21 protein-coding genes and 2 pseudogenes are annotated in these 20,804 nt (G+C 32.4%); all 23 read left to right on the top strand.

Annotated features, from left to right (window positions below; translation table 11 throughout):
- Positions 1–62 precede the first annotated feature (62 nt).
- On the top strand, positions 63–1,901 hold the full coding sequence (locus tag BN2087_RS08035) for a recombinase family protein (RefSeq protein ID WP_049691255.1): 1,839 nt from the start codon (positions 63–65) through the stop codon (positions 1,899–1,901).
- A 75-nt stretch (positions 1,902–1,976) separates the two neighbouring features.
- On the top strand, positions 1,977–2,549 hold the full coding sequence (locus BN2087_RS08030; protein WP_049691254.1) for a TetR/AcrR family transcriptional regulator: 573 nt from the start codon (positions 1,977–1,979) through the stop codon (positions 2,547–2,549).
- 50 nt (positions 2,550–2,599) lie between these two features.
- Positions 2,600–3,118, top strand: a complete 519-nt coding sequence (locus BN2087_RS08025; RefSeq protein WP_000708365.1) for a ClbS/DfsB family four-helix bundle protein — start codon at positions 2,600–2,602, stop codon at positions 3,116–3,118.
- Between the two features lie 140 nt (positions 3,119–3,258).
- Entirely contained in the window at positions 3,259–4,998 is a 1,740-nt protein-coding gene (locus tag BN2087_RS08020; RefSeq protein ID WP_049691253.1) for an ABC transporter ATP-binding protein, read from the top strand.
- On the top strand, positions 4,991–6,700 hold the full coding sequence (locus BN2087_RS08015) for an ABC transporter ATP-binding protein (protein WP_004837644.1): 1,710 nt from the start codon (positions 4,991–4,993) through the stop codon (positions 6,698–6,700). The genes BN2087_RS08020 and BN2087_RS08015 overlap by 8 nt, the downstream gene beginning before the upstream one ends.
- 2 nt (positions 6,701–6,702) lie before the next feature.
- Positions 6,703–8,208: an ABC transporter ATP-binding protein gene (locus tag BN2087_RS08010; RefSeq protein ID WP_049691252.1), complete on the top strand. Its 1,506-nt coding sequence runs from the start codon at positions 6,703–6,705 to the stop codon at positions 8,206–8,208.
- Between the two features lies 1 nt (position 8,209).
- Positions 8,210–8,914 (top strand): energy-coupling factor transporter transmembrane component T, encoded by a 705-nt coding sequence (locus tag BN2087_RS08005; protein ID WP_025194627.1) that lies wholly within the window; start codon positions 8,210–8,212, stop codon positions 8,912–8,914.
- Positions 8,915–8,924: 10 nt separating this feature from the next.
- On the top strand, positions 8,925–9,509 hold the full coding sequence (locus BN2087_RS08000; RefSeq protein ID WP_000791747.1) for an MptD family putative ECF transporter S component: 585 nt from the start codon (positions 8,925–8,927) through the stop codon (positions 9,507–9,509).
- Between the two features lie 265 nt (positions 9,510–9,774).
- Complete coding sequence (locus BN2087_RS07995; protein WP_001074477.1) at positions 9,775–10,191, top strand: sigma-70 RNA polymerase sigma factor region 4 domain-containing protein; 417 nt, start codon at positions 9,775–9,777, stop codon at positions 10,189–10,191.
- 83 nt (positions 10,192–10,274) lie between these two features.
- Positions 10,275–10,604 carry a DUF3847 domain-containing protein gene (locus BN2087_RS07990; RefSeq protein WP_028078447.1) on the top strand — a complete coding sequence of 110 codons (330 nt, stop codon included), beginning with the start codon at positions 10,275–10,277 and terminating at the stop codon, positions 10,602–10,604.
- A gap of 247 nt (positions 10,605–10,851) precedes the next feature.
- On the top strand, positions 10,852–12,504 hold the full coding sequence (mobQ, locus tag BN2087_RS07985) for a MobQ family relaxase (protein ID WP_049691251.1): 1,653 nt from the start codon (positions 10,852–10,854) through the stop codon (positions 12,502–12,504).
- 2 nt (positions 12,505–12,506) lie between these two features.
- Entirely contained in the window at positions 12,507–13,259 is a 753-nt protein-coding gene (locus BN2087_RS07980) for a phage replisome organizer N-terminal domain-containing protein (RefSeq protein ID WP_049691250.1), read from the top strand.
- A gap of 173 nt (positions 13,260–13,432) precedes the next feature.
- Complete coding sequence (locus BN2087_RS07975; RefSeq protein WP_001222545.1) at positions 13,433–13,756, top strand: hypothetical protein; 324 nt, start codon at positions 13,433–13,435, stop codon at positions 13,754–13,756.
- 21 nt (positions 13,757–13,777) lie between these two features.
- The gene (locus BN2087_RS07970) at positions 13,778–14,767 is read left to right on the top strand and encodes an ORF6N domain-containing protein (RefSeq protein ID WP_036755152.1); all 990 of its coding nucleotides are present in this window, start codon (positions 13,778–13,780) and stop codon (positions 14,765–14,767) included.
- Positions 14,768–14,878: 111 nt separating this feature from the next.
- Entirely contained in the window at positions 14,879–15,064 is a 186-nt protein-coding gene (locus BN2087_RS07965; protein WP_007894730.1) for a transposon-encoded TnpW family protein, read from the top strand.
- Between the two features lie 11 nt (positions 15,065–15,075).
- Positions 15,076–15,891 (top strand): annotated as a pseudogene (locus BN2087_RS07960) (VirD4-like conjugal transfer protein, CD1115 family); the annotation flags it as partial.
- An 18-nt stretch (positions 15,892–15,909) separates the two neighbouring features.
- The gene (locus BN2087_RS07955; protein WP_049691249.1) at positions 15,910–16,185 is read left to right on the top strand and encodes a hypothetical protein; all 276 of its coding nucleotides are present in this window, start codon (positions 15,910–15,912) and stop codon (positions 16,183–16,185) included.
- A 190-nt stretch (positions 16,186–16,375) separates the two neighbouring features.
- On the top strand, positions 16,376–16,687 hold the full coding sequence (locus tag BN2087_RS07950; RefSeq protein ID WP_049691248.1) for a single-stranded DNA-binding protein: 312 nt from the start codon (positions 16,376–16,378) through the stop codon (positions 16,685–16,687).
- 1 nt (position 16,688) lies between these two features.
- Positions 16,689–16,904, top strand: coding sequence for a Maff2 family mobile element protein (locus BN2087_RS07945; RefSeq protein WP_000394204.1), 216 nt, complete (start codon positions 16,689–16,691; stop codon positions 16,902–16,904).
- A gap of 10 nt (positions 16,905–16,914) precedes the next feature.
- Positions 16,915–17,778 (top strand): VirB6/TrbL-like conjugal transfer protein, CD1112 family, encoded by an 864-nt coding sequence (locus BN2087_RS07940; RefSeq protein ID WP_049691247.1) that lies wholly within the window; start codon positions 16,915–16,917, stop codon positions 17,776–17,778.
- Between the two features lie 9 nt (positions 17,779–17,787).
- A pseudogene (locus BN2087_RS07935) lies at positions 17,788–18,078 on the top strand (hypothetical protein).
- Position 18,079: 1 nt separating this feature from the next.
- Positions 18,080–18,490 carry a PrgI family protein gene (locus tag BN2087_RS07930; RefSeq protein ID WP_035112644.1) on the top strand — a complete coding sequence of 137 codons (411 nt, stop codon included), beginning with the start codon at positions 18,080–18,082 and terminating at the stop codon, positions 18,488–18,490.
- Positions 18,381–20,804, top strand: coding sequence for a VirB4-like conjugal transfer ATPase, CD1110 family (locus BN2087_RS07925; protein ID WP_032459503.1), 2,424 nt, complete (start codon positions 18,381–18,383; stop codon positions 20,802–20,804). Before BN2087_RS07930 ends, BN2087_RS07925 begins: the two co-directional genes overlap by 110 nt.

The following is a 20,804-nucleotide window of genomic DNA, read 5'->3' as shown; positions in this document are numbered from 1 at the left end:
TTAGTGAAATATGTACTTCTTAATTCTTTTTTTATTGAAAAATTAAGAGAAAGGGGGTAAAAATGAGGAATTTTGAAAAGATAACAGCACTCTATGAGAGATTAAGTCGTGATGATGAACTGCAAGGAGAAAGTAACTCCATCATCAATCAGAAAAAAATACTGGAAGAATACGCAAGCAAAAATAACCTGTCAAACATCATTCACTTTACAGATGACGGAATCAGCGGAACGCAGTTTGACAGACCGGGATTTATGGCAATGATGAACGGAGTCAATCAAGGAAATATTGGTTGTATCATTGTAAAAGATATGAGCAGACTTGGCAGAGATTATCTCAAAGTCGGTCAATGTATGGAGATACTAAGACAAAAGGGCGTAAGACTAATCGCTATCAATGATAATGTAGATAGTTTTTACAGAGAAGATGATTTTACTCCCTTTAGAAATATCATGAATGAATGGTATGCAAGAGATACATCAAGAAAAATACAATCGACTTTCAGGTCAAAAGGCGAAAGTGGGAAACATACTGCAAGCACACCGCCTTATGGCTATATCAAAGATGAAAAAGATAAAAACAAATGGATAGTAGATGAAAAAGCAGCAGAGATAGTAAGGCGAATATTTAACCTGACCATGCAAGGCAATGGTCCGTATCGAATAGCAAAGATATTGGAGAGTGAAAAAGTAGATATACCCGCCTATCATCAACAGAAATTAGGCTATGGACTATATCAAAGCAAAAACTTTGAACATCCCTATCGTTGGTGCAGCTCAACAATAGCAAGCATTTTAAAGAAACAGGAATACTTGGGGCATACAGTCAATTTCAAAACAAGAAAGCACTTCAAGGACAAGAAAAGCAAATATGTATCCGAGGATAACTGGCTTATTTTTGAAAATACACACGAGCCAATCATAGACCAAGAAACCTTTGATAATGTGCAAAGGATAAGAGGAAATGTAAAAAGGTATCCTGACGGTTGGGGAGAATATCACCCACTCACAGGACTAATGCATTGTGCAGATTGTGGGAGCAAGATGTATGTTCATAGAACAAGCAATTATAAGAATATTCCCTATTACACTTGCAGTGCCTATACCAAAACACCTTGTGGCACACTTTGTCCATCAGCACACAGAATAAAAGCAGAAGCGGTCTTAAACCTTATTAGGGAAACACTAAAAGATATTAAAAAATACCTTAATGAAGATAATGAAGCCTTTATCCGTTCCATTCAAAATGAAATGGAAGAAAAGGAAAAAATAGAGATAGAAAAGAAACGCACAAGGCTTATTGACAGCAAAGGAAGATTACAGGAATTAGAAAGACTGATGTGTCGTATCTATGAAGATATGATCCTTAACAAAATACCAAATAGCAGATATGAAATACTAAATAACCAATATGAAACGGAGCAGATAACTTTAAGTAAAGAAATTAAGGATTTGGAGCAGCAGGTATCAAGATATGAAAAAGAAACAGACAGAGCTAAAAAATTTATATCTCTTATCAGTCGTTATGAAAACTTTGATGAACTTACAACCACAATGATAAATGAGTTTGTAGAAAAGATTGTCGTACATGAAAGAGATAGAAAAGGAAGTCAGACATCAAAGCAAAAGATAGAAATTTACTTTAATTTCATAGGCAATTATGAACTGCCACAGGCGGAGTTAAGTGATGAAGAAAAACAAAAACTTGAGGAAGAAGAAAGAAAAATAAAGAAAAGAAAAGACAAGCTACATCAAAATTACCTGAAACGAAAAGCAATCGGAAAACAGAAAGAGTATGAAGATAAATATAAGGCAAGGAGAGAACAGAAGAAACAGGAGAAAATAAAGGTTTTGAAAAGAGTGGGGATACCGGTGAGTGAGTATATAAAAACAAATATTTAAACCTATCTTGACAAATATTGAATTTTGATTTATTATTAAATATATATTCAGTATTGGAATAGAAAGAGGTGTGCTATGGCACAAGTATTAAAAGAAGAAGTTAGAAATAGAATACTCGAAGCAGCAGAAAAAGTATTTTATAAAAAGGATTATAGAGGTGCCAAATTAACAGAAATTGCAAAAGAAGCAGATAATCCTGTGGCACTAATTTATACCTATTTCAAAAATAAGGCAGTTTTGTTTGATGCAGTAGTAAGTTCTGTTTATATAAACTTCGAGTCAGCTTTTAATGAGGAAGAATCTTTGGAAAAAGGTTCTGCTTCTGAAAGGTTTGATGAAGTTGGAGAAAATTATATTCATGAACTTTTAAAAGATCGTAAGAAGTTAATTATTTTAATGGATAAAAGCTCAGGTACAAAGCATACAGAAGCAAAACAAAAACTCATATCGCAAATGCAGGTTCATATTGAAGTAAGTTTAAAAAGACAATCGAAACAGGAATATGATCCAATGCTTGCCCATATTTTAGCCAGTAACTTTACAGAGGGACTTCTTGAAATAGCAAGGCATTATCAAAGTGAAAAGTGGGCAAAAGATATGCTAAAACTTATTGCAAAGTGTTATTACAAGGGAGTGGAATCATTGTAAGTTGATTTGATATTTAAATGCGATAAATTTAAATTTTTGGAGGAGATATTTTGAAGATATATAAAGATAAAGAAGAACTGAAATCTGAGATAAATAAAAGTTTTGAAAAGTATATTTCTGAATTTGATATTATTCCTGAATCTCTCAAAGATAAGAGAGTCCCTGAAGTTGACAGAACACCAGCAGAAAATCTTGCTTATCAACTCGGATGGACAACATTAGTTTTGAAATGGGAAAAAGATGAGAAAAACGGTTTTGAAGTAAAGACACCGTCGGATATGTTTAAATGGAATCAACTTGGAGAATTATATCAGTGGTTTACCGATACTTATGCTCATTTATCGATAGAAGAATTAAAGAAACGATTGAAAGAAAATATTATATCTATCTATACAATGATTGATACACTAAGTGAAGAAGAATTATTTCAACCGCATATGAGAAAATGGGCTGATGAAGCTACTAAAACAGCGACATGGGAAGTTTATAAGTTTATTCATGTTAATACGGTTGCCCCTTTTGGAACGTTTAGAACTAAGATTAGAAAATGGAAAAAGATTGTGCTATAATTTTTGATTTGCTGATACAGTAATTTAAAAAAATATAGTGATCGGATAAAATAGACTTTGCGTAATCAGCAAAGTCTTACTTTAAACCTTAATACTGAATTGAAATTCAATATTATTCAATTTTGAAAGGAGAGTTGTTCATGCCGGAAAAAGAATTAAGGAAAAAAGTGATTGGGAAAAATAGTTTATCCAATTCACTTCTTGCTTTAAAAATAGTATTTGATTTGATACCACAAATCTTACTTGTATATTTGATTAGTTCTTTAATCACAAACAATATTAACGAAGGTAATTTAAAGTATATATTCTTGGGAATCTTTATATCGTTTGTATTAAAGGGAGTGTTTTATTATTTTGCAACAAAGGTTGCCCATGAGAAAGCATACGAAAAATTAACAGAACTTAGGTTAGATATTATCGGTCATCTGAAAAAACTAAGTTTGGGATTCTTTAAAGAACATAATACAGGAGAGCTTACCAACATTGTTCAACATGATGTAGAGCAAGTGGAAGTATACCTTGCCCATGGTCTTCCTGAAATAATGGCAGTTACACTTCTGCCTACCATTATTTTTGTAGCTATGATTTTTGTTGATTGGCGTCTTGCTCTTGGAATGATTGCTGGAGTTCCACTCATGTATTTGGTAAAAGTTCTTTCACAGAAAACAATGGATAAAAACTTTGCTATTTACTTTAACCATGAAAATAAGATGAGAGAAGAGCTAATGGAATATGTAAAAAATATTTCTGTGATTAAGGCTTTTGCTAAAGAAGAGGAGATTAGTGAAAGAACATTAAAAACGGCAAGAGAATATATTTACTGGGTTAAAAAGAGCATGGGAGCAATTACAATTCCAATGGGACTCATTGACATATTTATGGAAATTGGAGTAGTTATTGTCATGATTTTGGGAAGTATATTTCTTTACTATGGAAATATTACAACCCCTAATTTTATACTTGCCATTATTTTATCGTCTGCTTTTACTGCATCTATAAGTAAGACGGCTACATTGCAACATTTTTCTATTGTGTTTAAGGAAGCACTAAAGGCGATTGGAAAAGTTTTAACAGTTCCGCTTCCAAAGAAAAAGACAGAACAAGGTTTAGAATTTGGAAATATAGAATTTAAAGATGTGAATTTTGCATACGGAAAAGATAGCTTTGAGCTTAAAAATATCAATTTCAATTTTAAGAAAAATAGTTTGAACGCCTTTGTAGGAGCAAGTGGTTGTGGGAAAAGTACTGTATCTAATTTGCTTATGGGATTTTGGGATGCAGATGAAGGACAAATACTGATAAATGGAAAAGATATAAAAGAATATAGTCAAGAAAATATCTCAATGCTGATTGGTAGTGTGCAACAAGAAGTTATCCTTTTTGATTTAAGTATTTTTGAAAATATAGCAATTGGAAAACTAAATGCAACAAAAGAAGAAGTCATAGAAGCTGCTAAAAAAGCAAGATGCCATGATTTTATTTCAGCATTGCCAAATGGATATGAAACACGAGTAGGTGAAATGGGAGTTAAGTTATCTGGTGGAGAAAAACAAAGAATCTCCATAGCAAGAATGATACTGAAAAATGCACCGATTTTAATATTAGATGAAGCAATGGCAGCTGTTGATAGTGAAAATGAAAGACTAATCGGCGAAGCAATTGACGATTTAAGCAAGGATAAAACCATTATTACAATTGCTCATCATCTAAACACAATTAGAGATTCAGACCAAATTATAGTTATGGATAAGGGTGTTGTTCTTGATGCAGGAAGCCATGAAGAGTTGATGAAAAGATGTGAGTTCTATAAGGATATGGTTGAAGCACAGAACAAGGTAGATAGATGGAATTTGAAAGAGGTGGTAACAGAAAATGTTTAGAGAAATGTTAAAGCTGCTTACAAAAACCGGCAAGAGAGATTTGATTATATCAAGTGTATTCTTTGCCCTTTATGGACTAAGCTCCATAGCCATGATTGTTATCGTATTTTCTATACTGTTTCAGATATTTGATGGGACGAGTTTAGCAAGTTTATATAAAGGTTTTATTGCAATTGGGTTACTTGTAGTATTCAAAGGCATTTGTAATATGGTTGCAGATATGAAAAAGCATAGTGCAGGTTTTGATATTGTTCAGCAAATCAGAGAACGCATGATTATTAAATTGAAAAAATTCAGTTTGGGATTTTATACCAATGAAAGACTGGGAGAGATCAATACAATTTTACACAAAGATGTTGATAATATGTCTCTTGTTGTAGGACACATGTGGTCGAGAATGTTTGGCGATTTTTTGATAGGTGCAGTCGTATTTATCGGTCTTGCAAGTATTGATTTCAAACTTGCTATTCTAATGGCTGTATCTGTTCCGATTGCACTTGTCTTTCTATATCTGACAATTAAGCAATCTGAAAGAATAGAGAATCAGAATAATTCAGCACTTCTTGATATGGTTAGCTTATTTGTTGAATATGTTAGAGGAATACCTGTACTAAAGAGTTTTTCAAACAATAAAAGCTTGGATAATGAGCTTATGAACAAGACAAAAAAGTTTGGAGAAACAAGCAAAGTAGCTTCAAGATTCAAGGCAAAACAGCTATCTATATTTGGGTTTTTACTGGATATTGGATATTTAGTTCTTTTAATTGCAGGAGCAATACTTGTTATAAAGGGAAGTCTTGATGTACTTAATTTTATTATCTTTGCAGTAATTTCAAAAGAGTTTTATAAGCCGTTCGCTTCTATGGAACAACACTATATGAACTATGTTTCGGCGGTAGATAGTTACGAAAGACTTTCAAGAATTTTATATGCAGATGTAATCCCGGATAAAGTGAATGGAATTGTTCCGAAAGATAATGATATAGCTTTTGATAACATTGGATTTTCCTATGAAAAAGATGAATTTAAAATGGAAAAATTGAGCTTTTCTATTGCTGAAAAAACAATGACAGCCTTAGTTGGAGAATCAGGTAGTGGAAAGACCACTATAACCAACTTACTTCTAAGATTTTATGATGTGCATAAAGGAAAAATTACACTCGGAGGAATTGATATAAGGGATATTCCTTATGATGAGCTTTTAGACCGTATTAGCATTGTCATGCAGAATGTTCAATTGTTTGATAACACGATTGAAGAAAATATCAGAGTAGGTAAAAAAGGAGCTACAAAAGAGGAAATCATTGAAGCTGCAAAGAAAGCAAGAATACATGATTTCATTATGAGTTTACCAAAAGGTTATGAAACTGATATTGGCGAAAATGGAGGAATTTTATCAGGTGGACAAAGACAAAGAATATCTATTGCAAGAGCTTTTCTAAAAGATGCACCGATTTTAATTCTTGATGAAATGACAAGTAATGTTGATCCTGTAAATGAATCTTTGATACAGGATGCTATTACAGAACTTGCAAAGAATAGAACTGTACTTGTAGTGGCTCATCATTTAAAAACAATTCAAAAAGCTGACCAAATTCTCGTATTTCAAAAAGGAAATTTACTTGAAAAAGGAAAGCATGGTGAACTTCTTGCGAAAAATGGTTACTACACAAAATTATGGAAAGCTCAGTACGAGGTATAATCATGATTTTGTTAAAAAATGTTTCTTATGAATGGGAAGATGGGCGAACTGCTTTAAAAAATATCAATCTTGAAATTAAAAAAGGTGAATTTGTTTTAATTTCAGGGAAAAGTGGAAGTGGTAAAAGTACTCTTGGAAGTGTAATGAATGGTCTTATTCCACATTATTACAAAGGCAAAATGCAAGGAGAAGCCTTTGCGTCCGGAAAAGATATAAGCAAATTATCGCTTCATGAAATAGGGCGTATTGTAGGTACTGTATTTCAAGATCCAAGAAGTCAATTTTTCACGACAACGACAGATGAAGAAATAGCTTTTGGGCTTCAAACTATCTGCAAATCAAGATATGAAATCAAACAGAGAGTAGAAGAAGTATATGCAGAGCTGGATATTGAGGAACTGAAAGGAAAATCTGTTTTTGAATTATCAAGCGGGCAGAAACAAAAGATAGCTATTGCAAGCATCTATGCAATGAATCCGAAAGTTTTAATTTTAGATGAGCCTTCAGCAAATTTGGATATGAAAGCAACATTTGACCTATTTTTAATTTTGGAAAAATTAAAGAAAAAGGGAACAACTGTTGTTCTAATTGAACATCGTTTGTACTATGTAAAATCTTTAATTGACCGTTTTCTTTTGGTTAAAGATGGAGAGATTGCACAGGACTTGAGTCGGGAAGAAGTTATCCATCTTGAAGGGAAGTTTTGGGATGATAATGGACTAAGAACTCTTGAATTAAAAGAATACAGGATAAGTGAGAAGAAAGATTTATATCAATTAAATGATGAAAGTATCAGTGGGAAAGGCTTGAAATTTTGTTACCCAAGTGCAACTAAGGTTGGAAATAAGCAAAATCAATACATCTTAAATCATCTTGATTTCAATATGGAGTGTGGAAAAGCCATTGGTCTTATTGGGTTAAATGGTACTGGGAAAACTACTTTTGCAAGGGTAATTTCAGGACTTGAGAAGATAAAAGAGGGGAAAATATGGGCGGAAAAAGATAAAGAGTTGAATCGTAAAGATTTAATGGATATGTCATATTTTGTATTTCAGGATTCAGACTATCAGTTATTTTCGGAAAGTGTACTTGATGAAATGCTGCTTGGTATTTCAAATAAAGATAAAAAAGAAAATACCCAAAAGGCAAAGTCTATTTTGAATGTTCTTGGCTTAGATAAATATATAGATAAGCATCCGTTTGCTTTATCAAGAGGAGAAAAACAAAGACTGACAATAGCTTGTGGAATGATGAAACAGGCAAAAGTTTTCATCTATGATGAACCAACATCAGGTTGTGATAAAGACTCAATGCTTTCAGTCGCAAAACTGATTGAAGAACAATTAAAAAAAGGGATAACAGTTTTGGTAATAAGTCATGATTTTGAGTTTTTAGCGAACACAGTGAGTAAGCTCTGGGTAATGGGAGATGGAAAAATAGAAAGTGTTTTGAATATGAGTGAAAGTAATAAAATTCTCATATTGGACAAGATGAGAGGAGGTAGATAACTTGATGGATAGAAAAACAGTCGATCCGAGAATAAAACTTACTCTACTTCCAATTGTTGGATTTACGAGCTTTTTTATAAGCGATACAATTCTACTTTTCGGACTGATTCTCTTTGCCTTTTTTCTGTATGTATACAGCAGTATGTGGAAAAGAGCATTACGCTTTATTTTGTTTTTTGTGATTTTATACTGCATAGAGTTATGGCTTGGAAAGTTTTGTGAAGCAAGTATCGTATTTGCAATATATATGTTTATTTACTTTGCATCAAGGATGACCTTAATTGCTATGTTTGGTGGATATATAACAAAGACTACAAGTGTAAGTGAAATGCTTGAAGCATTAAATAGAATGAAAGTACCAAGAAGCATTGGTATACCTTTTAGTGTTTTGCTTAGGTTTGTACCAACTATAAAAATAGAACTCAAGGCATTAAAAGAGAATATGAAGATTCGAGGAATCGTAACAAGTAGATTTTTCCCCTTGCTACATCCAATTAAATATATTGAATATACGCTTGTTCCGCTTTTAATGAGAATGATTAAGATTTCAGATGAACTGTCAGCTTCAGCACTCATTAGAGGACTTGATAGTGATGAGAACAGGGTTACATTAACAAAATTGAGGTTTAGAACAACGGATTTGTTGATTGGACTATTAGGAGCTTTGATGATTGCTCTTGTGATAGTAATACAGAAAATTTATTAGGAGGACTTTTATGAAAAACAAATTAAATGGTCGTGATTTTATTACAATCGGAATCTTTAATGCAATTGGAATTGTCATATACATGGCGGTTGCATTTGCTATGGCAACAACAGTGATTGGAGGATTTATTGCTTCAGGAGTTAGCTTTATGGTAGCTGCTACCGTTTATATCCTTATGGCTTTGAAAGTTAAAAAGAAGGGCGTATTTACAATATCAGGAACGCTTCTTGGTTTAATTGCATTGTCAGGAGGACATTTGCCTCATGCAGTCTTTGCTGTAATCGGTGGAATTATATGTGATTTGATTATAGGAAATTATGAGAGCAAGGGACGAATGATTATTGGATATGGGATATTTGCATTAGCGGATTTTTTAGGGACAGTAATTCCTGTGATTTTATTCGGAACAGCTTCTTTTGTGGAAAGAGCATCAAAATGGAAAATGAGTGAAGCACAAATAAATGAAGCATTATCTTATTTCAAAGTTTCATGGGCAGTAGGCTTTGCCTTGATAACATTTGTTCTTGCTTGCATAGGAGCATTCGTTGCAACAAAGATACTCAAAAAGCATTTTGAAAAAGCAGGAGTGATTTAATAATAAATTTACTTAGGAGGGAAAATAATGGAGGGATAATTATGTCAAAACTTATAGTTTCGGTTTTCACAGAACGATATAATTATCCTTTTTTATTCTTGGAATTGCTTACACATAGCAATAATACTTTACCAGAAACGACCAAATAGAAAATTATATAAAACATTAGTTTTTAAGCCGAGAGGACTTTTTACGCCAAAGTGTAGAAGTCCTCCTTTTTTATTCTCAAAACCAAAACAGAGAACTTAAAAAGGAGGATGACTAAGTGGCAAAGAAAGAATATTACCTTTATGTAAAAGGCAAAGCCGTACCTGTAAGTGAAGAAGTCTACAAAGCCTATTGGAAGATAACAGAGCATGAAAAGTATCTCCAAAGAAAAGATTGGAAGCATAATGTAATACCATTTTCGGCACTGGATCATGATGGACACTTTGTAGATAACATCATAGATGAAAAGATAGACTTAGAAAAAATTGTAGAAGTAAAAATGCGAATTGAAGAACTTCATAAAGCATTAAATACTCTTACAAAAGAAGAACGAGAACTAATGGAAGCCATCTTCTACAAAGAAGAAAGTCTAAGGTCAATCAGCAGAAGAGAGAAAGTTACACATCAAGCAATCAGTGGGAGGAGGGATAGGATTTTAGAAAAACTGAGAAAGATTTTAGAAGATAAAATCTAAAAACTTGGAAAGGTTAAGTGTCAAAAAAGGTGCTTAACCTTTCTTTATGGAAACAAGCAGATACCAAAACGGAGGAATTAAAAATGAAGAAAGAAAAAACATTACAGGAAGTACAGGAACAAATTTCTGAACTTCAGGAAGAAAGAGAAAAGTGCGATGTAAAGCTGAAACAATTACAAAATCAAGGCAAAAAATTAGAAAAACTGGCAAATGAAAAGGAACGAAAAAGAAGAAATCACAGGCTCATACAAAGAGGCTTGATAGTAGAAAGAGTAATTGAAAATTCCCTTATGTTTGCCAATGAGGAGATAGAAGAACTACTTAAAGTTGCTACTGATACAGAAGAATACAGACAAGCCTATGAAGAAATGATAAATGGAAAAGATATGGAAGATGAAACAGATATTGAGTGAACAGAATAAAAAAACTTAGTTTTTTCAGAAGCTCCCTGCAAGGGCAAAAAGCTTCGCAGAACGCAAAACACCCTTTAGGGTGTATAATTGCGCCCTTAGAAAAACTAAGGGATTTTAGCAAGTATTAAAAAATCCAAAACTTAATAAAAATATACGGATAAAGCAGATAGGAAAAGATACAAAAAATAGCCTGTCTGCTTTTTTCCTTTACCTAAAAACAAATAAAAAATGAAAGGAGCTTATGAAGATGGCAGAAACATTTCACTTTAATATTTCCATGATAAGCAGAGGAAAAAGTAAATCGGCAGTTGCAAGTGCAGCATATATCTCTTGTGAGAAAATCAAAAATGAATGGGATGGAGAAGTTCATGACTATCATAATAAAAAAGGACTTTTACATTCAGAAATCTTCTTGCCGGAGAATGTTCCCATAGCATTAAAAGATAGAACTACTTTATGGAATAGCGTTGAACTAAATGAGAAAGCAAGTAACGCACAGCTTGCAAGAAACTTCATTATCGCCTTACCAAAAGAATTATCCTTTGAAGAAAATAAGAAACTCATTACCGACTTCATACAAGAAAATTTTGTATCAAAAGGAATGATAGCAGACCTTGCAATCCATGATGAAAGTGATGAAGAAAATAATAATATCCATGCACATATTATGACTACCCTCAGACCAATCAATGAAAAAGGAGAGTGGCAGGCAAAAAGCAAAAAAGAATATGTAATTGATGAAAATGGAGAAAAGATAAAACTAAAAAGCGGGAACTACAAAACAAGAAAAGTAGAGCTGACAGACTGGAACAATAAAGGAAACGCAGAGAAATGGAGAGAGAATTTTGCAAGACTTTGTAATCAGTATTTAGAAAAAAATCATCAAGAAAAGAGAGTGGATCATCGTTCCTACAAAAGGCAAGGGATAGAAGAAATCCCAACCATTCACATGGGAGCAAGTGCCAGTGCCTTAGAGAAAAAAGGAATCGAAACCGACAAAGGAAACATCAACAGAGAAATAAAAAAACATAACTCTTTAGTAAAAGCTATCAAGAACAAGATAAAAGAAATCACTTCTTGGATAGACTCTTTACTTGGAAATCTGCAAGCAAAATACGATGGGTATAAACAGACCAAGAAAGATGAACTGGAGAACAAAGCAGAACTCTTTAACCTTTATGAATATATTTCTATCTACAACGAAATACAGGGAGAAAAAACAAAAAATCTATCCTACTATGGACAGATAAAAAAGGGAAATGCAGACCTAAAGAGATTTGTAAAAGCAATCTACTATCTAAAAGATAATCATCTTCAAACCATAGCAGACCTACAAGAAAAAGTTTTTGAACTGGCAAAGCAAAGTAAAAAGATAAGTGAAGATATTCAAAGCAAAACCCAAAGAATAAAGGAGTTAAATCGTTGCTTTATTTGTGCAGACATCATCAAAGAAAATAAGGCGGTATATCAGGAATATAAAGATAAAACTTTTCTTAAAGATAAATTTAACAATTCACATAAAGATGAAATTGAAAACTACAAAAAAGCAAGAAAGACTATAGAAAAATTTACTGGAACATCAGCTATAAAGTCGAGTGATTGGCAGAAAGAAATATCAAGCCTTGAAAAAGAGATACAAGACTTAACTGAAGATAAAGCTAAAGTTCAAGACGAATTTAAGCAGATAGATCATATCAAATATGCAGTAAAGATTGTGGGTGACGAGTATGGAATAGATTTATCTATAGAGATAGACAAGGCAATTAAGAGGGGAGATAAACCAAGTGTAATTGCACAACTGAAAAAATTTCAAGAGCAAGAGGAAAGAAAGGGTCAGTACAAACAAAAAGCAAAAGAAAAGGCTAAAGAAAATTATAAAAATAAAGGGGAGGAAAGATAAAAATGGCAGACAACAGAAGATACTATTGGTTAAAATTGAAAGAAGATTTTTTTACAGATAAGAGAATCAAAAGGCTAAGAAAAATATCAGGAGGAGATACCTATACAATCATTTATCTTAAATTGCTTTTACTTAGCTTAAAAGATAGTGGGAAGCTGTATTATGATGGAGTAGAAACAGACTTTATCAAAGAGCTTGCCTTAACGATTGATGAAACGGAAGATGATGTAATGGTTACAGTAAATTATATTGTAGCACAAGGCTTGATGGAGATAATCACAGAAAATGACGAGTATTTTTTAACAGAAATCCCAAGTCTTATAGGTTCAGAAACAGCTTCTACAAGGCGTTCAAGAAAATCGAGAGGACAAAAAGCGTTGCAATGCAACACTGGTGCAACATCTTGTAACCTTTTGCAACAAAACTGCAACGGAGATATAGAGATAGATAAAGAGATAGATATAGAGTTAGAAAAAGAGGGGGAGATAGAAAAAATATCCCCCAACCTTTATGGAGAATATAAAAATGTTTCCTTAACCGATGAAGAATATGGGAAGTTAAAGGATAAAATGCAAGGTCATAGGGAAGAAATGATAGAGAAGCTGTCAACCTATATGCAAAGCACAGGAAGAAACTATAAAGACCATTATGCGACCTTAGTTCATTGGTATGAGCAAGATAAAGGGAAATTAAAAGAAAGCCATAAATCAAAAGTATATACCTTTGAAGATTATGACAAGGGGGAACACTTGTAGACCTCGTATAAGACGGTGGAAAGGTGTTTTTAGAGCGTTAATAATAAAATAGGTATCAGACTATAGCTAAGTGTAAAATAGGGCTTAAAATTGCAGTATGGAAAAAATATCGTATTTATGATAAAATGATAATGATATGGTAATAAACTCAGTTATAAGGAGAGGATATATAAATGCGAATTCAATTTACTGTAACCGATGAAGAACTTGAAATTTTAACTAAAAAAGCAATAGAGGGAGGTTTCCCAAGCGTTACTGAATATTGTAAGTGTAGCAGTTTACAAGAAAATACAAGCTATGCTGACCTATATACTACCTTATTAAACAAAATTAGCTCTTTACCGAAGGGCAAAGAATTTGTTTTGAGAGAGTTAATCGCAACACCGCCAGCATTGATTGGCAGATGGTTTTATGAAAATGTAAATAAGAGACTTGTAAAAAATGTGGAACACATCGGAAAAGCTGAAGGCGGAGTAGAAAAATATAAAAGAATTTAGATAATGTTGGAGGTGCATTTCATGGCAGAAGAAAATAAAGAGATAGTTATTGTAGATGATAAAACTATACAAGAAAAAATATATCTTATTCGTGGGCAAAAAGTAATGCTTGATGCAGATTTAGCTGAAATATATGGTTATGAAACAAAAAACTTTAATAGACAGGTAAAAAACAATATTGAGAAGTTTGAAGGCGAAGATTTTATGTTTCAACTGACCGAGAATGAATTTGAAAACTTGAGGTGCAAAAATTTCACCTCAAGTTGGGGCGGTTCAAGATACTTACCAAATGCCTTTACAGAACAAGGTATTTATATGCTTATGACGGTATTAAGAGGTGAACTTGCGATTAGGCAAAGTAGAGCCTTAATTAGAACATTTAAGCAGATGAAAGACTTTATAATCGAAAATCAAGATTTTATTAGCTCAAAAGAATTGGTACAAATAGCAGTACAGACAAATCAAAACACAAAGGATATAGCTGAAATAAAGTCAAAAATGGCTACAAAAGAAGATTTGAAAAAGGTTATGGATAATTTTATAGATCCGGACACATACAAGCATTTCCTTTTAATGAACGGAGATAAGATTGAAGCTGATGTTGCCTATACCAAAATATATAAGTCTGCAAAGAAAAGTATTTATGTGATAGACAACTATATAGGCTTGAAAACCTTAGAATTATTAAGGGCTGCAAAAGACAATGTTGAAATTATAGTCTTTAGCGACAATGTGAAAAACAAGGATATGCTGACAAAAAATATCCTAAACGATTTTAGAAAAGATTACCCTAATATCAATCTGAAGATGAAAATTGCAGGTAAAAAGTATCACGATAGATATATTGCCATTGACTATGGAACAGACAGTGAAGCCTTTTATCTTTGCGGAGCATCATCAAAAGATGCAGGAAATAAAATATCAAGTATTACAAAGATAGAGGAATCTTCCAAGGATATGTATCATACGATGTTTGGCGGAATGCTGAACAATAAGGATTTGAAAATTTAATATGTAAATGGTAAAGCGTTATTAAATGAATAGCTACAAGACTTGTGAAAGGCGGTAGAAATAAAACTCTATCGTCTTTTTTTGATTGCAACTAACAGGAGGGAAACTAATATGCACGAAAATAAAAACGAACAAAATACAGGAATAAAGACCATAAAGAAGATTGGAAAGGCAACTTATGAGGTTGTTGTTCACTTTAATGAAAATGCAACGGAAACAATGCAAGACAAATTAAAACGCATAATGATTAGAGAAATGGAGAGAGAAAAACATCAAAAAGTCGATAAAAATGATTAGAAAGTCCTTGACAAGTTGTTACAGGAAAAACTGCAAAGTCAATTCTAATATCTTGTGGAGCAAGACTTGCACCCTTTGATATAAGAGAGCTTAGAGAACTAATGAGCGAAGATGAATTAGAACTCGATAAAATTGGAGATAGGAAAACTGCTTTATTCGTAATAATATCAGATACTGACGATACTTTTAACTTTGTAGTTTCAATAATGTATTCTCAATTATTTAATCTACTATGTGATAAGGCAGATGATGTGTATGGTGGAAGACTTCCAGTTCATGTTAGGTGTCTACTTGATGAGTTTGCAAATATTGGTTTGATTCCTAAATTTGAAAAACTGATTGCGACAATTCGTTCAAGAGAAATATCAGCAAGCATAATACTGCAAGCACAATCTCAATTAAAAGCAATTTACAAAGACCATGCAGATACAATAGTTGGTAACTGTGACTCAACACTCTTTCTAGGAGGAAAAGAAAAAACAACAGTAAAAGAGTTATCAGAAACCTTAGGAAAAGAAACCATAGACCTATATAACACATCAGAAACAAGATCAAACCAGAAATCTTTTGGTTTAAATTACCAAAAAACTGGCAAGGAACTTATGAGCCAAGATGAAATAACTGTAATGGATGGTGGTAAGTGTATATACCAGCTAAGAGGAGTAAGACCTTTCTTATCTGATAAATTTGATATTACAAAGCACAAGAATTACAAGTTATTGGAAGATTATGATAAGAAAAACTTGTTTGATGTAGAAGAGTATCTAACAAATAGAGATAAGGTAAAGTTAAAATCAAGTTATAAAATAAATAGGTTAAACATTTAAGTTTATGGAGAAAGCAAAATGTGTGAAAATAGAAAAACATCTTTAATTATATTAAATATAAATGGGGAGCAGTTTATTCTAGAAAGTGATACAGAACTCAATATGGATAAGAAAAATTATATTGAAGCAATATGTGAGACAATGTACGATGAAAGTAATGAATGGTATGAAGATATATACGATATGTCCCCATATGATATAGCTGAGTTATTTGAAAAAACAGTAAAAGACGAAGTAGGAATAACTGTTACATTTAAAGCGATAGACCTTGAAGTATCGATTTTAGAAGACTAGAAATAAAGTGTTGATAGGCGATAGAAATTAAAAACTCTATCGTCTTTTTTTATACTCAAAATTAGGAGGTTAAAATGGTAAGGATACGAAGTCCCACTTAAAACAATTTAATGTATAAGGTATTTAGCGATTGAATTCAAAGTTCAGTCGCTTTTTTAATTGAAATTTATAAATTAAGGAGAAGAAATTAATGGATATAGAAATGATAAATATTAATGCAAATTTAGTTAAGGAAGCTGAATTTTCAGAATTTGAAAAAGATGGAGAAAATGTTCAAGTAGCAAATTTTGCTCTTGTTAAAAAATATGGAAAGGGCAAAGAATATACAAATTGCTCAGTATATGGAGAAAAGGTAGAAATTGTAAAAGAATTTGAAAAAGGAGATCTTATCCATGTCTTTGGATATTTCAAAGAAAACAAAAAAGGAGATAAGGTCTACAAGAATTTTATAGTTAAATCATTAAATAAAATAGAAAATAAGAAAGAAAACGAGGAGGAATAATATGGAATTTTTTACAGCTGGAGTTGGAGTTTTAAAGACACTTGTAACTGCAATTGGTGCAGGTTTAGGAGCATGGGGAGTTATTAACTTAATGGAAGGTTATGGTAATGATAACCCTGGTGCTAAATCTCAAGGTATTAAGCAGCTTATGGCTGGTGGAGGAATTGTACTAATCGGTATTAAATTAATTCCACTACTTGCAAATGCTTTAAATTAGGAGAAAGTCTATGTTTGGTATCTTTGACAAGCTAACTGAATTTTTTAAGGATATGCTACTCGGAGGTATCAAAGCAAATCTTGAGTCAATGTTCTTAGATATAAATGACAAGGTAGGAATTATTGCAACTGATGTTGGGAAGACGCCAATGGGTTGGAATGGAGAAGTATATAACTTCATAAAAAACATTAATGATAATGTGATTGTTCCAATAGCAGGTCTTATTATAACAGCAGTTTTATGTATTGAACTCATAAATATGGTTATGCAAAAGAATAATATGCACGATACAGATACTTTTGAGTTTTTTAAATACATTATAAAGATGTTTATAGCAGTCTACCTTGCAAGCCATGCCTTTGAATTTTCAATGGCAGTCTTTGATGTGGCACAAAATCTTGTAAACAAAGCGGCAGGGGTAATCACTACTTCTGCCACTGTTTCAGGAGATCAAATAGTTGCAATGGTTGATACATTAAAAGAAAAAGAAATAGGTGAGCTTTTAATGATATTAGTTGAAACAAGCCTAGTGAGGATTGCAATTCAATGTATATCTTTAACTATTACCTTAATAGTATATGGGCGTATGTTTGAAATATATGTCTACTCATCAGTATCATCTATACCATTTGCGACTATGGGAAATAAAGAATGGGGTCAGATTGGAACAAATTATATCAAGGGACTTTTTGCCTTGGGACTACAAGGTTTGTTTTTGATGGTATGTTTAGGTATCTACACCGTTTTAATAAGAACGGTACAGATTACAGATATTCACGCAAGCTTGTTTAGTATATTAGGATATGCTCTACTACTTGGACTTATGATGTTTAAGAGTGGAACAGTTGCAAAAAGTATTATGAATACGCACTAGGAGGAATAAATGTTAAAAAAGAAAAATTGTGCTTTATTGGGACTTGGAATTTTATTGGGAGGAACTTATGAAATCTTAAAAGAGAAAAAATGAAATGAAGAGATTGGAAACTTAAAGAAAAAAATAAATAGACTCGGAAGATGTCACAATGAATTTGTTATGTATCAAGGAGAATATAATGACAGAAATGAAGAAAAACAAGAAGAATTAGAAGAAAGAATTAGCTACTTAGAAGAGGAAACAACATCTAATTATGACCATATACTTGAACTTTCTAAAGAAGAAGTAGAGGGAGATTAAAATGGCGTATGTACCAATACCAAAAGATTTGGACAAGATTAAAACAAAGGTTGCCTTTAACTTAACCAAAAGACAACTTATAGGTTTTTCTGTGGCAGGACTAATTGGCATACCAACCTATTTATTTATGAAGAAATATCTACCTAATGATGTTTCAATTATTGTAATGCTAATAGTAACCCTGCCAATCTTTTTTATAACCTTATATGAAAAAGACACCTTAACTTTTGAAAAGTATTTTAAATTTTTCTATCTTCATAAGTTTTATCAACCAACTAAGAGAATAAGAAAGGAGGCATACCTTGAAGCAAAGAAAAAAGCAAATCAGCGACTTAAATCTAAGGGAAAAACAATTAAAAAAAGACCGCAAGGAAGTAAGAAGGCTAAAAGCAAAGAAAGATCCAACAAATAGTCTTCTAAGTGTACTTTTAAAGAAAGAGAAAAAGAGATTTACAGTTGAGGATACTATTCCCTATATAAGAATGTTACCAGAGGGCATTTGCCAGTTAGATGAAAAAAATTATTCAAAGACAATTTCATTTCAAGATATAAATTACCAGTTGGCATTGGAAGAAGATAGAGATTTAATCTTTAACCAATTTGCCAACTTTTTAAATTCTTTTGATCCAAGTGTCCACATTGAACTTTCATATGTAAATCAATTAGGAAGAAATAAAGACCTACAAGATGCAATTAAAATTGCTGATAAGGGAGACTTCTATGACGATGTAAGAAAAGAGTTTAGGGAGATGTTAAAGCTTCAACTTGCAAAGGGGAATAACGGACTTAAAAAGATGAAGTATATAACCTTTACCACAGAAGCCGATAACCTAGAGCAAGCAAGAGCAAAGTTAAATAGACTTGAAGTAGATATTTTATCTAACTTTAAATCTATGGGAGTAAGAGCAGAGAGTCTTGATGGCGAAGAAAGACTAAGACTTGTTCACGATATGTTAAATCCAGACAAAAACTTTGATTTTTCATATAAAGATTTGAAGAAGAAAGAGTCTACAAAGTCACATATAACTCCCAATATCTTTAACTTTGCACCAGCAAATAATTTTAAATTTGGTAAATATATTGGAGCAGTAAGCCATTTTCAAATACTAGCAAGCGAGTTATCAGACAGAATGTTATCTGAGTTTTTAGATATTGATGATAATATTTATGTAGCTTTTCATATAGATGTAGTTGAACAAGCAGAAGCCATTAAACTCATTAAGAGAAAAAACACAGACCTGGATAGAATGAAAATTGAAGAACAAAAGAAAGCAGTTCGTGCTGGATATGATATGGATATTATTCCTTCAGATATAAATACTTTTGGAGCTGATGTTAAGTCCATGTTATCTGACCTACAAAATAGAGATGAAAGGCTCTTTGTAGTTACCATTGTAATGATGAATTTTGCTAGAACTAATCAAAAATTAGAAAATACAATTGCTCAAATTTCATCAATTGCTAACAGACATAATTGTCAGGTAAAAAGATTATCTCATCAACAAGAGCAAGGACTCGTTTCTGTCTTACCTCTAGGACTTAATCAAGTCGAGATAAAAAGATTTTTAACTTCATCATCAACGGCAGTATTTATGCCTTTTACAACAGAAGAGCTATTTATTGATTCGGCAAATTCTTTGTACTATGGATTAAATGCCCTTAGCCAAAACTTGATTATGGCAGATAGGAAGAAACTCAAGAACCCTAACGGACTAATATTAGGAACACCAGGTTCTGGTAAATCTTTCTCGGCAAAGAGAGAGATGGCAAATGCAATTCTTGTCACAGATGATGATGTAATTATTTGTGATCCTGAAGGAGAGTATTCAAACCTTGTAAAACAATTTAATGGAGAAGTTATTAAAGTTTCAGCAAAGTCAAAGGACTACCTTAATCCATTAGATATTAATATGAACTATGGAGATGGGGACGCACCTTTAAAAGATAAGGCAAACTTCATAATGTCTATGCTTGAACTTGTAGTTGGAGGATCTGGTCTTACTGCTGCAGAAAAATCTGTTATAGATAGGTGCTTGCCAAAGATATACCAAAAGTATTTTGAAGACCCTAAGCCAGAAAATATGCCAATATTAGGAGATTTATACGATATGCTCCTATCTCAAGAAGAGGGAGTTGGTAGAAAACTAGCAACAGAAATGGAAATTTATGTTAAGGGAAGTCTTAATGTCTTTAATAATAGGTCAAATGTTGATCTAAATAGGCAATTGCTTTGCTTTGATATAAAAGAGCTAGGAACACAACTTAAAAAAATAGGTATGCTTGTAATTCAAGACCAGGTTTGGAACAAGGTTTCCCTAAATAGAGGAAGCAAGTCTACAAGATACTATATAGATGAGTTCCACCTTTTATTAAAAGACCCACAAACTGCTTCATATTCAGTAGAAATCTGGAAAAGATTTAGAAAATGGGGAGGTATTCCAACAGGTATAACTCAAAACGTAAAAGACCTTTTAACAAGTCAGGAAATTGAAAATATCTTTGATAATACAGACTTTGTTCTAATGTTAAATCAAGCATCTGGAGATAGAGATATTCTTGCTAAGAAATTAAAAATATCGCCTTATCAGTTAAACTATATTACTAACTCAAATGCAGGTGAGGGACTATTATTCTTCGGAAATACTATTGTTCCATTTATAGATAAATTCCCTAAAGACACCATGCTATATAAGCTGATGACAACAAAACCAGAAGAAGCTAAGTAG

The sequence above is a fragment of the Anaerococcus jeddahensis genome (genome assembly GCF_001182725.1).
Lineage (GTDB): Bacteria > Bacillota > Clostridia > Tissierellales > Peptoniphilaceae > Anaerococcus > Anaerococcus jeddahensis.
Note: the sequence above shows the minus strand (reverse complement) of the source record. Positions and strands in the feature narration are given on the sequence as shown.